The sequence below is a fragment of the Proteus sp. Marseille-Q3619 genome, assembly GCF_965283115.1.
Genome location: NZ_CBDIMP010000001.1, coordinates 39108 through 56112, shown reverse-complemented (window position 1 = coordinate 56112; position 17005 = coordinate 39108). Strand labels below are relative to the sequence as shown.

14 protein-coding genes are annotated in these 17005 nt (G+C 37.6%); 6 read left to right on the top strand and 8 right to left on the bottom strand.

Annotated features, from left to right (window positions below; genetic code table 11):
• Position 1: 1 nt before the first annotated feature.
• Both ACWPWK_RS00270 and pgpB read right to left on the bottom strand, forming a co-directional pair.
• Positions 2 to 259, bottom strand: coding sequence for a LapA family protein (locus ACWPWK_RS00270; RefSeq protein ID WP_232797478.1), 258 nt, complete (start codon positions 257 to 259; stop codon positions 2 to 4).
• 219 nt (positions 260 to 478) lie between these two features.
• A complete protein-coding gene (gene pgpB, locus ACWPWK_RS00265; RefSeq protein WP_109372359.1) occupies positions 479 to 1198 on the bottom strand; it encodes a phosphatidylglycerophosphatase B in 720 nt (239 codons plus the stop codon).
• Between the two features lie 265 nt (positions 1199 to 1463).
• On the opposite strand from pgpB, the gene ribA reads away from it, so the two are divergent.
• A complete protein-coding gene (gene ribA / locus ACWPWK_RS00260) occupies positions 1464 to 2063 on the top strand; it encodes a GTP cyclohydrolase II (protein WP_109372360.1) in 600 nt (199 codons plus the stop codon).
• A 247-nt stretch (positions 2064 to 2310) separates the two neighbouring features.
• Positions 2311 to 3126, top strand: a complete 816-nt coding sequence (locus ACWPWK_RS00255) for a MetQ/NlpA family lipoprotein (RefSeq protein ID WP_109372361.1) — start codon at positions 2311 to 2313, stop codon at positions 3124 to 3126.
• An 83-nt stretch (positions 3127 to 3209) separates the two neighbouring features.
• On the opposite strand, the gene acnA is transcribed toward ACWPWK_RS00255, so the two are convergent.
• On the bottom strand, positions 3210 to 5882 hold the full coding sequence (gene acnA / locus ACWPWK_RS00250; protein ID WP_109372362.1) for an aconitate hydratase AcnA: 2673 nt from the start codon (positions 5880 to 5882) through the stop codon (positions 3210 to 3212).
• A 218-nt stretch (positions 5883 to 6100) separates the two neighbouring features.
• Between acnA and ACWPWK_RS00245 the strand changes: the two genes are divergently transcribed.
• Complete coding sequence (locus ACWPWK_RS00245) at positions 6101 to 6931, top strand: hypothetical protein (protein WP_109372363.1); 831 nt, start codon at positions 6101 to 6103, stop codon at positions 6929 to 6931.
• Positions 6932 to 6992: 61 nt separating this feature from the next.
• On the opposite strand, the gene cysB is transcribed toward ACWPWK_RS00245, so the two are convergent.
• Together cysB and topA are read right to left on the bottom strand one after the other, a co-directional pair.
• The gene (gene cysB / locus ACWPWK_RS00240; RefSeq protein ID WP_109372364.1) at positions 6993 to 7967 is read right to left on the bottom strand and encodes an HTH-type transcriptional regulator CysB; all 975 of its coding nucleotides are present in this window, start codon (positions 7965 to 7967) and stop codon (positions 6993 to 6995) included.
• A gap of 364 nt (positions 7968 to 8331) precedes the next feature.
• Positions 8332 to 10929 carry a type I DNA topoisomerase gene (gene topA, locus ACWPWK_RS00235; protein WP_109372365.1) on the bottom strand — a complete coding sequence of 866 codons (2598 nt, stop codon included), beginning with the start codon at positions 10927 to 10929 and terminating at the stop codon, positions 8332 to 8334.
• A 307-nt stretch (positions 10930 to 11236) separates the two neighbouring features.
• Here topA and ACWPWK_RS00230 point away from each other — a divergent pair, with 307 nt between their 5' ends.
• The gene (locus ACWPWK_RS00230; protein WP_069369238.1) at positions 11237 to 11485 is read left to right on the top strand and encodes a YciN family protein; all 249 of its coding nucleotides are present in this window, start codon (positions 11237 to 11239) and stop codon (positions 11483 to 11485) included.
• A gap of 495 nt (positions 11486 to 11980) precedes the next feature.
• Here the strand turns inward: ACWPWK_RS00230 and sohB are convergent, their stop codons facing one another.
• Positions 11981 to 13027, bottom strand: coding sequence for a protease SohB (gene sohB, locus ACWPWK_RS00225; RefSeq protein ID WP_109372366.1), 1047 nt, complete (start codon positions 13025 to 13027; stop codon positions 11981 to 11983).
• Positions 13028 to 13240: 213 nt separating this feature from the next.
• Between sohB and ACWPWK_RS00220 the strand changes: the two genes are divergently transcribed.
• The gene (locus ACWPWK_RS00220; RefSeq protein WP_196573637.1) at positions 13241 to 14002 is read left to right on the top strand and encodes a YciK family oxidoreductase; all 762 of its coding nucleotides are present in this window, start codon (positions 13241 to 13243) and stop codon (positions 14000 to 14002) included.
• A 25-nt stretch (positions 14003 to 14027) separates the two neighbouring features.
• A complete protein-coding gene (gene cobO, locus ACWPWK_RS00215; protein WP_109372368.1) occupies positions 14028 to 14618 on the top strand; it encodes a cob(I)yrinic acid a,c-diamide adenosyltransferase in 591 nt (196 codons plus the stop codon).
• Between the two features lie 32 nt (positions 14619 to 14650).
• Here the strand turns inward: cobO and ACWPWK_RS00210 are convergent, their stop codons facing one another.
• Both ACWPWK_RS00210 and rluB read right to left on the bottom strand, forming a co-directional pair.
• Complete coding sequence (locus tag ACWPWK_RS00210; RefSeq protein ID WP_244185017.1) at positions 14651 to 15562, bottom strand: hypothetical protein; 912 nt, start codon at positions 15560 to 15562, stop codon at positions 14651 to 14653.
• 219 nt (positions 15563 to 15781) lie between these two features.
• Positions 15782 to 16705, bottom strand: a complete 924-nt coding sequence (gene rluB / locus ACWPWK_RS00205; RefSeq protein WP_088495702.1) for a 23S rRNA pseudouridine(2605) synthase RluB — start codon at positions 16703 to 16705, stop codon at positions 15782 to 15784.
• Positions 16706 to 17005 lie beyond the last annotated feature (300 nt).

Sequence of the window (17005 nt, the reverse complement as noted above, 5' to 3'; positions counted from 1 at the left end):
CTTATTTCGTAGCAGAAGCAACCGTTGGGCGACTTTCTTGGTTTTCTTGTTTTGTTTGGGCGCTTTCAAGACGTTTAATTTTACGTTTTGCTCGACCTAGTGATAAGCGTACACGTAGATAAAAAACACCACTTACAATCCAGCCAAGTACAAAACCCATACCAAACAGGGTAGCTAACAAGGTAGAAATACGATATTCACCTTGAGCGATAAGATAATTGAATGTGACTACCTGATCGTTATTTGTGCCTAAAGTCATGGCAATCACCACGATGGCAAGAACAAGAATAACCAAAATAAAAAGTAGGACTTTTTTCACATTATTTCCTTTTTTATTCTCTTTTCTTTAGTAGACAGATAAAGGTAGCATTTTCACTGCGCACAAAGAAAGTCATTTCTTAGAATCATCTGATTTTCGTATATTTTTTCATATAAATACTGAAAAAGACATTCTATATCTCAAAAATAAGGGCTATTGTCAGGGTTTGAGTAATAAACGCCGCTCAATCACCTTAAATGCACACCAAACCAGCACGGTGCTGATAAGAATACCGACAATCACATCAGATGCCCAGTGCATTCCTAATACAATACGCCCTACCGTGACATCAATTCCCCATAATAACCCGAGTGACGCTAAAAAATAATGACGGCGCAACATAAAAAGGACAAAAACAAATAATGCGAGTGTCGCTGAAAATAAACTATGACCAGACGGAAAAGCATAACCTGTTTCAGTTTTCCAATATTTAAGTTGCCATTCAGGGACCACAGGTGAGTTGGCTAATCCATTTTGGAGTAATTGTTCTCGCTCAGGTCTTGATACTTGATAAAAAGCTTCAGAGCTAATGTGCAAATTTTCACTAACCCAAACAACATAAGGGCGAGGCTCTTTTACTGCATTTTTAACCGCGACCTTAATTAATTGCCCAATAGATAATGTTGCAATAATTATCACGGCTAATTGAATGAAACGGTTACGTTTTAATTTCAACACCATAAAAAGCAATGCTAACAAAACAATAATAGTCACAGCGCTCCAAGGTTTTGCTGCACTATCAGCTATCCATAATGTGCTTATCCCGCCTAAAGGGTGATCAGTAGGTTGCCACTTCCAACCCAATATCAACACAGCACTTGGTATGATTAAGAGCAACATACTACCTAACAGAATCAACTTTGTTACTTGCTTATTCAATATATTGCCTCTTCTTAAATACAAATGTTCTCATCCATTTACAGCTAAAGATTATCAGTATAAACGATGCAAGTTTAGCAATAAATCATTATGCACTCGGCATCAAAATCTGATAATTTGTTGAAGTGTGATTTAATAAGTGTGTGTTATTCATTTCCTTACCTATGAGGCCTGGAAATATTTCAGTGTATTATTTCTCTTTGTTCTCGTTATAAAGTGTATAATCTTGGACGAGAGTATCACCTGAAATTATGAGTCAAAAATAATGAAATTAAGACGTATCGCAGAAGCAAAACTACCGACGCCTTTTGGCGAGTTTTTAATGGTCGGTTTTGAAGAAATCGCAACAGGAAAAGATCATGTCGCTCTAGTTTATGGCGATATTTCAGGCTCAGAGCCCGTATTATCTCGTATTCATTCAGAGTGCCTAACGGGCGATGCCCTATTTAGTTTACGTTGTGATTGTGGTTTCCAACTTGAAGCAGCACTTTCACAAATAAGTAAAGTAGGTCGTGGCGTATTACTTTATCATCGCCAAGAAGGCAGAAATATTGGATTGCTAAATAAAATACGAGCCTATGCATTACAAGATAAAGGTTTAGATACCGTTGAAGCGAACCTTGAGTTAGGTTTTAAAGCTGACGAACGCGATTTTACCCTTTGTGCTGACATGTATAACCTCTTAGGTGTTCATGAAGTTCGGTTATTAACCAATAATCCGAAGAAAATTGAAATCATGAAAGCCGCAGGAATTAATGTTATCGAGCGAGTTCCTTTGATTGTCGGGCGTAATCCAAGTAATGCACATTATCTTGATACTAAAGCCGATAAAATGGGCCATCTTTTATTTAAGAAAGCGCAATAATAAAGTAACAACACAACATTAATTATTTTCAAATCCGAGCCTGAGTTGCTCGGATTTTTTATTTATTCTTTTTATTTTATTACCTTGTAAATTTATTCTTTATCTATTTTTCTTCTCTTACATCTTATTTTTATGTCTTTTTTATCATTAAATTATATCATGTAAAAATTTGTCATATGCGATTTTATTGACTATCTATCTGATTCTAAGTTATTTATTAATAAATAAATTTTGATAGGAATGCATTATGCCATTACATTTTTCTGGTAGGGTTTTCGGCGCGCTTTTATTAGCAGGAACATTATTGACTGGTTGTGATAATAGCGATAAAAACAGCTATTCAATCAAGGTTGGTGTGATTAATGGTGCTGAACAAGATGTGGCTGAAATTGCCAAAAAAGTCGCAAAAGAAAAATATGGCTTAGAGGTTGAATTGGTAAGTTTCAGCGGTTCTTTATTGCCTAATGATCCCACTGCAAATAAAGAACTTGATGCCAATGTTTTTCAACATCGCCCTTTTCTTGCCCAAGATAATCAATCTCGTGGTTACAATTTAGTGGCTGTTGGTAATACCTTTGTTTTTCCTATGGCGGGCTATTCAACTAAAATCAAACACCCTTCGGAGTTAAAATCAGGCGATACCATTGCAGTTCCTAACGATCCCACCAATTTAGGTCGAGCATTACTGTTACTAGATAAAGAAAAGCTTATTACGCTAAAACCAAACAGTGGTTTATTGCCTACGGCTATCGACATTATTGATAATCCACTTAAGCTTAAAATTATGGAGCTAGAAGGTGCGCAATTACCACGGGTTTTAAACGATCCCAAAGTAACTGTCGCTATTATCAGTACAACTTATATCCAGCAAATTAATTTATCACCGACCAAAGACAGTATTTTTATTGAAGATAAAAACTCTCCTTACACCAATATTATTGTGACAAGGGAAGAGAACAAAGATGCTGATAATGTACGTGATTTTATCAAAGCATATCAATCTCCCGAAGTTGCCACGGCTGCCGAAACCATTTTTAACGGTGGTGCAATTCAGGGCTGGTGATTGTTATTACAAAAAGAAAAGATAAAAAAATGCCCCATTATTTTTATAATGGGGCATTGTTATTAACTACGTTACAAAACTAATTAAAGCATATTACGAATAACATAATGCAATATGCCACCATGTTGGAAATAGGCTAATTCAGTTTGAGTATCAATACGACAACGCGCCATAATAGTTTCAGTACGATTATCTGCGAAAGTAATATTAACCGCGACATCTTGGCTCGGTATTAATGCATTAAGCCCTGTGATCTCAATTTTCTCATCACCTTTTAAGCCCAATGTTTGACGAGATACCCCTTTAGGAAACTCTAAAGGTAAAACTCCCATACCGATTAAGTTAGAACGGTGAATACGCTCAAAAGAGCCTGCAATCACCACACGTACACCTAATAGACGTGTTCCTTTTGCCGCCCAGTCACGGCTAGAGCCTGAACCATATTCACTACCAGCAATAATTGCCAACGGCGTATTTTCTTGCTGATAACGCATTGAAGCATCATAAATAGCCAATATTTCACCAGTTGGAATATGCTTGGTAAAACCACCTTCGATTCCCGGCACCATTTCGTTACGAATACGAATATTGGCAAATGTGCCTCGCATCATGACTTCATGATTGCCACGTCTTGAACCATAAGAGTTAAAATCTTTCGGCTCGACACCATGTTCACGCAGATAACGCCCTGCGGGACTATCCGCCTTAATATTACCTGCGGGTGAAATATGATCCGTTGTCACCGAATCACCTAAAATAGCCAAAATACTGGCTTGATGAATGTCTTTAATCGGAGCCGGTGTTTTTGACATACCTTCAAAGAAAGGAGGATGTCGAATATAGGTAGAGTCTGGTTGCCAATCATAGACGGGTGTATCTTGTGTTTGCAATGATTTCCATGTTTTATCACCTTCAAACACGGCGGAGTACTCTTTATGAAACATCTCTGTTTTAACTTTCTCAACAGCATCTGCAATAGCTTTACTGTCAGGCCAAATATCTTTTAAATAAACGGGAGCACCCTGTTTATCTTTACCTAATGGCTCTTTAGTAAGATCAATATTCATATTTCCTGATAAAGCATAAGCAACCACTAAAGGCGGCGATGCTAACCAGTTGGTTTTCACTAAGGGATGAATTCGACCTTCAAAGTTACGGTTACCAGATAATACAGCCGCAATAGTTAAGTCATTATCTTTAATCGCACTTTCAATCGGTGCTAATAAAGGCCCGGAGTTGCCAATACATGTTGTGCAACCATATCCCACAAGATTAAACCCTAACTCATCAAGATAAGGCGTTAATCCTGCTAGATTAAGATAATCCGTGACGACTTTAGATCCAGGAGCCAAAGAAGACTTAACCCAAGGCTTACGCTGTAATCCTTTTTCTACCGCATTTTTAGCGAGTAATCCTGCTGCCATTAAGACATTAGGGTTTGATGTGTTGGTACATGATGTGATCGCCGCAATAACGACGGCACCATCGGTTAACTCAAATGCAGGATAATCATCAATTTTTACTTGAGGAAACTGCGTCAGTGGTTTCTTATTGGTTTCAAGATCTACAGCTGCTTTAAATGCCCTAGGTACACTCGGCAGATTAACTCTATCTTGAGGGCGTTTAGGCCCTGCAAGACTCGCTTCAACGGTTCCCATATCTAACGATAATGTTGACGTAAAGATAGGTTCATCACCTGTATGTCGCCATAGACCTTGCTCTTTGCTATAAGCTTCAACAAGTGCAATTTCTTGTTCTTCACGCCCTGTTAAACGCAAATAATCAAGGGTGATCTCATCTATTGGGAAGAATCCACAGGTCGCGCCATACTCTGGCGACATATTCGCTATTGTTGCACGATCAGCTAAAGGTAATGACGCTAAACCATCACCATAAAACTCCACAAATTTACCCACAACACCATGAGCACGTAACATCTGTGTGACAGTTAATACCAGATCAGTTGCCGTGATCCCTTCACGTAATCTTCCTGTCAATTTAAAGCCAACAACATCTGGAATTAGCATGGAGATAGGTTGTCCTAACATTGCGGCTTCTGCTTCAATGCCTCCTACACCCCAACCTAAAACACCAAGACCATTTATCATTGTGGTGTGAGAATCTGTGCCCACTAAAGTATCAGGATAAGCCACATGACGCCCATTTTGCACCTCAGACCAAATAGCTTTACCTAAGTACTCCAAGTTTACCTGATGGCAAATTCCTGTACCTGGCGGCACGACACGAAAGCGTTCAAAGGATTGCTGCCCCCAACGTAAAAAAAGGTAGCGTTCATAGTTACGCTCCATTTCAATTTCCACGTTTTCAGCAAACGCATTTTTACTGGCATATTCATCAACCATAACAGAGTGGTCAATAACCAAATCTACGGGTGATAATGGATTAACTTTATCCACTTGCCCGCCCAAAGATTTCACAGCTTCACGCATAGCCGCTAAATCAACAACTGCAGGCACACCTGTAAAATCTTGCATAAGTACCCTTGCAGGTCGATATGCAATTTCTCGTGATGCATGTGCTGTTTTTTGCCACTCAACGAGTGCCTTAATATCCTCGTCAACAACAGTATCATTGTCGAGATAACGCACTAAATTTTCTAGTAACACCTTCAGAGACTTAGGAAGACGGGTAATATCGCCTAATTGGCGGGCGACTTCTGAAAGACGGTAGTACTCGTATTCTTGAGATCCGACTAAGAGCGTGGAATGGCTCTCTTTTTTCAAACGTAACGACATAGCTCCTCCTTCTTATTTTTATACTGACAGCATGTTTAAACCATCAAAATAGGTAAGGTTATTTATTAAACATATCATATAACGCCGAATTTCGCTTAAAGACCACACAATTTGTTAACGTAATGTTATGGGTGTCATAGTGTTAATAAATTTTAATCTCAGGATTTTCGCTTAATTAGGATTTAATGGTGGAGGTATGACTACGTAAGGATACTTTTATGAGTAATAAACAATCTGATTTACTTAAAAATATTATGAATGCGGATCGCTATTTTGCAGAACCTATTACACCTCCTTTTCCGCAAACCTTATCGATGAATGCATTACATTCTCAAAATATAAAAGATACCGAAGGCTTAGTGCAATTTATCATCGCGTCACCAAAACCTTTTGAGCCTTCCGAAATAGAAAAAATGTCACAACTTAAAAATATTCAAATTGGACTCATTTCTATTATGGCAAACCATCTTGCCGCATTAAAAAAAGAGGATAATGAAGCCTATTATCGCCCCGAGCATTGGTTAGATACGCTCAACCATTTACCTCTTCTAGGGCACAATAAAATAGAAACAAAAAAACTTCATAAGCAAACCTTTGATTTTTCTGTTGCTCAAGCGTTTATTCAATTATTACTAGGAGCGGCAATCAATGCCACCTCTCCTGCACTTGGAGAATTTATTGATTTTTTACGTACCCAAGGACAAAAAATAGAAGTCGGCTTACGAAACTCATTAGACAGCTATCAAACGATAACTATTGCGGGGATCACGGAGATACTCAATCATAATAATCATCTTATTTTTGTTCCAAAGCTGAAAATTTTGAGCCTACGTTTTTCTTATCAATCAGCAAAAATGCTACTCGCCAGCTGTATCGGTCGTAAATTTACCCTCTCTTTAGAGTACACCACAATTACCTCTGTATTTGATGCTAGTGCACTTGATGATCCACTGATTAACCAGCAGTTTTATGATTTTTTAAACAAGTATCGTCAGCTAAGCATTGCAAAATCAGATGCTTTTTTTAGTGGGGATTTTTATTTGAAATGAGTAATAACAGAAATTAGATTTATGAACACGCTTGAAGGCGGGAATGACCCGCCTTTCAGTATTACACTAATGGTAATTCGATATCTTTAAATAACTCTTCAATCTCTTCGTTAGTTCGCAACGCAACAGCTTGCTCAATCAAATTACGCGTAAGATGGGGAGCAAAACGCCACATAAAATCATACATATAGCCACGTAAGAAACCACTACGGCGAAACGCAATTTTAGTGGTGCTATAACTAAACTTATCACGCATATCAATGGCAACTAAATCGCTATCGAGTACAGGATCAAATGCCATGCTGGCAATCACACCAATACCTAAATGCAGTCTCACATAAGTTTTAATAACATCCGCATCGGTTGCAGTGAAAACAATTTTAGGTTTCAACCCTACTTTACCGAAGGCATCATCAAGATCTGAACGCCCAGTGAACCCCTGGGTATAAGTGACAATATCGTAGTTTGCGAGCTCTTTAAGCGTCACTTCTCGTTTTTGTGCCAGTGGATGATCTTTAGAAACCACCACAATGCGGTTCCAACGATAACAAGGTAGCATCACTAAATCGTTATAAAGATGCAGTGATTCTGTCGCTATTGCAAAATCACTTTTACCTCTGCATACATCTTCAGCAATTTGCGTTGGTGAACCTTGGTTCATATGTAATGAAACATCCGGATAACGCTCAATAAAACCTTTTATTACTGGAGGTAATACATAACGAGCTTGCGTATGCGTTGTTGCAATCGATAGTGAGCCTCTATCTGGATAAGTGTGCTCACCCGCCGCTGATCGAATAGCTTCTGTTTTTGACAAAATCTCTCTAGACAGCCTTACAATTTCTTCACCTGCTGGTGTCACATGCGTTAGATGCTTGCCACTGCGAGAAAATATTTGTATACCTAACTCATCTTCTAACATGCGAATTTGTTTACTTATTCCCGGTTGAGATGTATACAAACGCTCTGCCGTGGTCGAAACATTTAAATCGTTATTCACCACTTCAACGATATAACGCAACTGTTGTAATTTCATGGAGAGGCTATCCCTTCAACAAAAGACTTATTATTCCGTTATTCTATTTATATTCATATAACTAAAAAGAATAATAAAGATGTAATATATAACCACTATATCACTTATTTCATTTCGGTCTAACGTAATTAATAGTGTTATTTAGGTTTTGTTATATCGAATAGTTATAAGCTATAAATAAGCATAAAAAAAGCCGACCTTATCTATCAGCTTCTATTTCATAATATTAGTGCCACTAAATTATTTAATCACACTACATACCATTCTTGCACCGTCGTCACCAAGAGCTTGGATCATCAGTGTTAATACAAAAAAGCGACTAACTCTCATTAGTCGCTTTTTTATTTATCACGTAATGCCAATGTTATTTGGTTTTTTCAACCCATTTGCCATCGACATAAAACGCAGACCAACCTGTTGCCTTGCCATCTTTCTCTGAAGAAACATATTGCTGTTTTGTTTTACGACTAAAACGCACAATAGTTGGGTTTCCTTCAGGATCAGCTACCGGAGCTTCTGCTAAATAGCGCATTTTCTCTGCTAAACGGTCTTTAAAGCGAACCAGTTCTTCTACTTTTGGCGCACGCGTTTCTCTTGATTTAGGGAACGTGTTTGCGGCCAAGAAGACACCAGCAGCACCGTCTCGTAAGACAAAGTAAGCATCTGATTTTTCGCATAGCAATTCAGGAAGTGGAACAGGATCTTCCTTCGGTGGTGCAATTTCACCGCTTTTTAAGATTTTACGGGTATTTTTACAATCATCATTAGTACAACCCATGTATTTACCAAAACGCCCCATTTTCAGGTGCATTTCAGAACCACATTTATCGCACTCAATAACTGGACCTTCATAACCTTTTAAGCGGAATTCACCTTCTTCAACTTCATAACCATCACATGCAGGGTTATTACCACAAACATGTAATTTACGATGAGTATCAATCAGGTAACTGTCCATTGCAGTACCACATTTCGGGCAACGGCGACGTGCACGTAATGCATTAGTTTCTGCATCTTCCCCTTCAAGAATATTTAATAATTCATCTTCAGGGATAAGGTTGATGGTTTGCTTACAACGCTCTTTTGGTGGTAAAGCATAGCCCGAACACCCTAAGAATACGCCTGTTGTCGCCGTTCTAATTCCCATATGGCGAGAACAAGTTGGACATTCAATCGACGTGATCACCATTGGATTTGGTCGCATTCCACCTTCTTCAGGATCTTTTTCAGCGACATCTAATTGCTGACTAAAATCGGTGAAGAATGCATCTAATACCTCTTTCCAATTTTCTTCATTATTAGCAACATGGTCGAGGTGATCTTCCATTTGCGCAGTAAAATCGTAATTCATTAAATCGCTAAAATTCTCTTCTAAGCGATCCGTTACAATTTCACCCATTTTTTCTGCATAAAAACGACGGTTTTCAACTTTCACATAACCACGATCTTGAATAGTGGAAATGATAGAAGCATACGTTGAAGGGCGACCAATACCGCGCTTTTCTAACTCTTTAACTAAAGTCGCTTCGCTAAAACGTGCTGGTGGCTTAGTAAAGTGCTGAGTAGGTTCTAATTCAGCTAAAGCCAGTTTTGCCCCTACATCAACTGCAGGTAAGGTTTTGTCTTCATCTTTGTTACGCATCGCTGGCATGACTTTCGTCCAACCGGCAAAACGTAAAGTACGACCTTTAGCTCGTAGTTTATAATCACCTGATTCAACTGTTAATGTGGTTGAATCGTATTTTGCTGGTGTCATTTGACAAGCAACAAATTGATTCCAAATCAGTTGATATAAACGTTTGGCATCGTTATCCATATCTTTTAAAGATTCTGCGATAACGTTGATATCTGAAGGACGAATAGCTTCGTGCGCTTCTTGAGAATTTTCTTTGCTCGAATAAACATTTGGCTCTTTCGGCAAATATTTAGCGCCAAAATTCTCATTGATATAATCACGTGCCATTTGAATTGCATCCTGACTTAAGTTAGTTGAGTCAGTACGCATATAGGTTATATAACCAGCTTCATAAAGGCGCTGAGCTAGCATCATCGTCTTTTTCACACCAAAGCTTAAACGCGTACTTGCCGCTTGCTGTAAGGTTGATGTGATAAGTGGTGCGCTTGGTTTGCTTGATGTTGGTCTATCTTCACGATCTTTTACCGTGAAAGTTGCATTTTGTAATGCTTTAACCGCCACCTGTGTTTCATCGGATGAAACAGGGTTGAAGGCTTTATCATTATAATGCGTGACTTCCATACGCAACGGTTGCTCGTCAGGCGTTAACAATGACGCGTGCAATTGCCAATATTCTTCAGGAACAAAGGCTTTAATTTCACGCTCACGTTCAACTAAAAGACGCACAGCAACAGATTGCACTCGACCCGCAGATAATCCACGAGCAACTTTTTTCCAAAGTAAAGGTGAAACCATATAACCCACAACACGATCCATAAAGCGACGAGCTTGTTGTGCGTTAACGCGATCTATATTTAACTCACCCGGAGTTTGGAAAGCTTGTGTAATGGCATTTTTAGTGATTTCGTTAAAAACCACTCGACTAAATCGTTCATCATCACCGCCGATAACTTCGCGTAAATGCCACGCAATAGCTTCTCCTTCGCGGTCAAGGTCCGTTGCGAGATAGACATGATCAGCTTTCTCAGCCAATGCTTTTAGTTCAGCCACGACTTTTTCTTTGCCGGGTAGAATTTGATAGTTCGCATTCCATCCATTATAGGGATCAATTCCCATACGGCTGACTAAGGCTGATTTCTCATCCTTTTTAACTTTTTTCACGCCTTTCGTGGCGGATGAGTTTTCGCTCTTCTGGCTGCCAGAACCACTCTTTGGCAAATCACGAATGTGACCCACGCTAGATTTAACTACGTAGTCATTGCCAAGATATTTATTGATCGTTTTGGCTTTAGCCGGGGACTCCACGATAACAAGAGCTTTACCCATAATTACCTTTACCTAATTAAACTTTGTTATGACGGTATCGTTTAATACCTTCAACTAAAAAAATGTTTAAAATCTCTTTTTTATATTGCGTTAGTTTTGCAATATATCAACCTGTTTTTATTCAAAGCTTTTGTTTAAGCTCAAAACTCATAACTTTTTTTGAGGTATTTTAATCACCTCACTACTTTGACCGAGTACAGGTAAATCATTGTTTGCTACATATAGAGTAGCTAAGCTTTTAAAAATGCCACACTCTACCTGATAAAAAGTGAGGCGCAACAAATTATTTTTCTAAGGAGCACATATTATGTCAACACAAACTACACCGATTACAACAGAGATGCTACTTGAAAAAGCGAATAAAATCATATGTGAACATGAAGATTATTTACAAGGTATGCGTGCTGATTCGGTTGAACAGAAAGGTAATGTCCTCGTATTTAAAGGCGAATTTTTTTTAGATGAACAAGGTTTACCTACTGCAAAAAGCACAGCAGCATTCAACATGTTCAAGCATTTAGCTCATGTGTTATCTGATAAATACCATTTAGAATAAGTCATCTTCGTGATTATTTTTATTTAATCACTGAAGTAAATTAATTTACTCTTTATCGATAACAAAAAAGAGACTTTGCTTGCCAGTTATTGCATTCACTCAGGTGCCAATAACTGGCATAATCAAACAAAAATAAAGAATAATAATTCAGTTTGATTATAATGCAGATTTTCTGTCACATCTCAACTCAAGACTACATTTACCTATCAATACAATCAGTAATATCAATTATTTTTATTTTCTATTTACAGCTATATTGAAGCCTCCTAGAAAGAGGAAATATTTACCCTGTTGTTGTTATAAGCAATATCAATTATTTCTTTGATTGCCAGTGAAATTTTCACTGGCTTTTTTTTGTTTTATCAAAATAAAAGCTTTTTAAAATAGAAAGTTAGAATATTTATTAAGAAGGCTGAGAAATAGTGACTGGATTAAGGAAGGATGATATCAGCGATAATCCATATCACTGATATCATTTATTGCGTACTTATTGGCTTATAGCAGCGGTTTTTTACTTCTTTGTACCCAACGCATCATCAGTTTATCAATACTTTCCATTGCACCACCTGTAACTCGCTCAACCATTTTCTTTTTGGTAACATATTGGACAGAAAGAACTTCAAAGTCATTAATATGATTGATCAACCAATCATCACTGACACCAACTTCATCAATTAAGCCTCTGTTTAGTGCTTCTGAACCGTACCAATACTCACCCGTTGCAACGCTATCGATATCAAGTTGAGGGCGATATTTATGCACAAATGATTTAAACAATAGATGCGTTTCATTTAAATCTTGTTTAAATTTCTGACGACCTTCTTCAGTATTTTCGCCTAACAAGGTCAATGTACGTTTATATTCGCCAGCGGTATGCAACTCAACATCAATATCGTTTTTCTTGAGCAAACGGTGAATGTTAGGGATCTGAGCCACAACACCAATCGAACCAATAATCGCAAATGGTGCAGCAACAATTTTATCTGCCACACATGCCATCATATATCCCCCGCTAGCAGCCACTTTATCGACAACCGCAGTCAGTTTAATACCCTTTTCTTTTAAGCGTGTTAATTGAGCTGCGGCTAATCCATATCCGTGAACCATACCGCCCGGGCTTTCTAAGCGCAGTAATACTTCATCACCTGCTTGTGCAACAGAAAGAATGGCGCTGATTTCTTCACGTAATGCACCCACTTCATGTGCATCCATGCTACCGTTAAAATCAAGCACATATAAACAAGGTTTTACAACGCCTTTTTTACCTTCTTTTGCATTGTTTTTACTCTGTTTATTCTCTTTTTTTTGCTGCTTTTTAAACGCTTTATACCAGACTTTTAATTCAGCATCGTCCATTTTTGCTTGTTGCATAACGCGCTGTTTTTCTTCGTAAGCTTCAGCAAGATCTGTGACTCTTAACGTCCCTTTACGATTTTGCTTTTTATTTCCAATTACAACGAAAAACAACACGATAGCGATAATCGCCACAACAACAGTGACAATTTCTGCTAAAAACAGCCCATATTGCAAAATATACTCCACAAAGACCTCTTTTTAAGGTTAATAACACTGACTAAAACCAATATGCCTAGTTTAACGAAATTCTGCTTTAGCGCCAGCAACAAAGGCATGATTATGTTTAATACCATAAAGAAAATAGCCATAAATTGTAAACAAAAAGTCAGACTAAACTGGTCGCTAGGCAAATAAGACGTTACACTTTATTTACTTTTTACTAGACAGGATATCAATATGTTGCAATATCAACCCGATCATAGCGTGCTAAAAGATAAAATTATTCTAGTAACGGGTGCTGGTGATGGCATAGGAAAAGAAGCCGCACTAACTTATGCGCAATATGGCGCAACACTTATCTTATTAGGCCGTACTTTATCAAAACTTGAAGATGTTCAAGAAAAAATAATCACATCAGGTGGCCAACAGCCCATGTTATATCCACTTGATCTACTTACAGCGACAGAGAACGATTTTCAGCAATTTGCTGATACTCTCGTTAAACGCTTCCCTCATCTTGATGGTGTATTACAAAATGCTGGTTTATTAGGTGTTGTTGAACCTATCATTAATCAACCGAGTAATCTTTGGCATGACGTTATGCAAGTCAACGTTAATGCGACATTTATGCTCACAAAAGCACTACTACCATTGATGCTCAAAGCGCCTCATGCAAGCCTTATCCTCACCACATCTAGTGTAGGTCGCCAAGGTCGTTATGGTTGGGGAGCCTATTCTGTCTCTAAATTCGCAACAGAAGGCTTTATGCAAGTACTTAATGAAGAATATAACGAAAGTACTTTGCGTATTAACTGCATTAATCCTGGTGGCACTCGTACCGCAATGCGAGCAAGTGCATTTCCAGATGAAGATGCACAGAAATTAAAAACACCTCACGATTTGATGCCGTTATATCTCTACCTTATGAGTGATGACAGTATTGAGGTGAAAGGACAATCTTTAGATGCACAACCTGGCCGTAAAGCAGGTCCCGCTGAATAACATAATTTAAGTTTAAGGTAGCAAAATGAATGATGCACAACACCAAAAACGCCAACAACGTTTAAAAGAGAAAGTAGATACTCGAATTGAGCAAGCTCAACACGAGCAAGGTATTTTGATAATTTTTACTGGCAATGGTAAAGGCAAAACAACAGCGGCGATGGGAACCGCAACGCGTGCTGTTGGTCATCAAAAAAAAGTCGGTGTTGTGCAGTTTATAAAAGGGACATGGGAAAACGGTGAACGAAATCTATTAGAACAATTCGGTGTACCATTTTATGTAATGGAAACGGGATTTACTTGGGAAACACAAGATAAAACGGCAGATACCGCTGCCTGTTTGAATACTTGGCAATATGCACTGAAACTACTTAACGATCCAGAGTACGATCTGGTCATTCTTGATGAAATTACCTATATGATTAGCTTTAACTATTTACCATTAGATGAAGTTATTTCAGCTATTAGCTCTCGCCCACCTCACCAAAATGTCATTATCACAGGAAGAGGCTGCCATCGAAAATTAATTGAGTTAGCCGATACGGTGACAGAAATGCGTCCTATCAAACATGCTTTTGACAGCGGAATAAAAGCGCAAAAAGGTATAGATTGGTAACCTATAATGATTATCATAAAATGAATATTTTCTTAAATAAGAATTGGCTCGCCTAAAATGCCAGCACCAAATATTCTCCCACTTTTTTTCATAAATTCAAAATAGGCATCTCTATCTACAAAAATATTATTTTGTATTTGTTGATTGTAAATCATTGCCATTCTTACTAAATATTTATGATATTCATCATAAAATATTTGTTTTTCTTTAGGATCTCTTGACGCTAAATATTTCTTCATTATTTCATAAATACTATTTGCTTCTTTGGTTAATTTTTCATTACTAAATTTAACATTATATTCTAGTGGAGTTAAATTATCTGTTCGTGTGTTCCCTCCATCTATCCAATTAAACTTATCTATTGCTAAATATTCAGTTAACAAATCACGTTCAGAATAAAAGTGAATACCATAAGGATATTTAGCGATATATTGATAAAAATCCTCTCTTGAAAAACATTTTGTCAATACATTCACTTTTTCATTATCGTCCCAATCAGATAAGTAAGTAGGTAATGATTCATCTAATGGAATATCACAATTAAAAATATTATTATCAATAAAAAGAGAGTCAGAGCTATTAATGGCGCCACGTACAAGTATGCCGTTAATCCATACTGTGCGCTCATCTATATGAAGATCATCAAGTGTATCATCTGGTTTAAATACCGAAGTGAAACTATAATATATTTCTCTATTCGGATTAATTATTCCGCCTCGATTGCCTGGATAAATCATAAATTCACTCTGTTCACCATGACTATCGACTAACAAATGTTTTCCGTTATTAAGTTTTATTTTTTTAACTTCACCTTTACCCATTACGAAATAAGAATTATCAACTTTAAACTCTAAAGGTTCTAATCGATTATTGCTGATATAAAAAATACCGTTCTGCTTTTCTCGTTTTGCGGGGTTGTCGCACCCTACTATCAGAAAAGTCATATATAACACTGTTGTTAAATAAAAATAACGATACATATTATTTTGAATACCTTATCGTTAAATAAAAAATTATTAATATTTCTACCGTAATAATGTAATTATCATAGATATATTTATTATAAAAATAAAGCCATCAAAAAAAGAAGCACTCATAAAAACATGAGCGCTTCTTTTTAAAAATGAAAATTTAATTTGAAATAATAAATAATTATTCGCTAATTACTTTTTATTTCCTGCCGATTGGCGACGACTTGATGCTCTTTTAGCTGGTGATGTTGAAGTGCGAGCAGATACTTTCGTATGACGCTTAACTGCACGACGGATCTGATTCGCTTTGATACGACGTTGATCTTTTTCTACTGCAACTTTTGTTACTGTTTCGTCGTTTAATTCAACTAACTGACGTAAATAGTTGATTTGATCTAATCCAAGTTCAACCCAACCACCACGCGGTAAACCTTTTGGTAAATCGATGTCACCGTAACGAACACGAATAAGACGGCTGACTTGGACACCAACAGCTTCCCACATACGGCGAACTTCACGATTACGCCCTTCAGTAAGTGAAACGTTGTACCATTGGTTAATCCCTTCACCACCACGATAAGAAACAGAGCGGAATGAAGCAGGACCATCTTCTAATTGTACACCACGCGTTAATTGACGAATTTTCGCATCATCAATTTCACCAAAAACACGGACAGCGTATTCACGCTCAACTTCACGGCTAGGATGCATTAAACGGTTGGCTAATTCACCATCAGTTGTAAATAACAGTAATCCACTGGTATTCACATCAAGACGGCCTACGGCAATCCAGCGAGCACTGTTAAGGCGAGGAAGACGTTGGAAAACGGTTGGACGACCTTGCGGATCACTGCGAGTACACAGTTCACCTTCAGGTTTGTAATAAGCAAGCACACGGCAAACATCTTTTTGTGCTTCACGAATATTTAGAATACGGCCATCTAAGCGGATTTTTGCTGTAGTGGTGACATCAATACGATCACCTAATTTCGCTTTTGTACCATCAATGCTGATACGCCCTTCTTGAAGATAGCCTTCAATTTCACGGCGAGAACCGTGACCAGAACGAGCAAGGATTTTTTGTAATTTTTCAGTGCGTTGCGATTTATCGCTCATGAAACAACCTCATGTGTCGCCTTCACAGGCGTCATAAAAATAGAATTAATTTTTAAAAATCAATTAAATAAAAATAACCCATGTTTATTAAAATAAGAAATAAACACAGGTTTATTGATTCAATAGTGAACAATGTTGATGATTTTTCACATCAACATTGTGATAAATAGTGGCGATAAAACGACGTTGGCAAAACCTTAACGATAGCTTAGCCGTTTGTTCGCAGATCAAGTTATAGTGTTTAACGTTTAAAATATGCGTTGATATAACCGATTTTAAAAACAAACACCGTGATTTTTA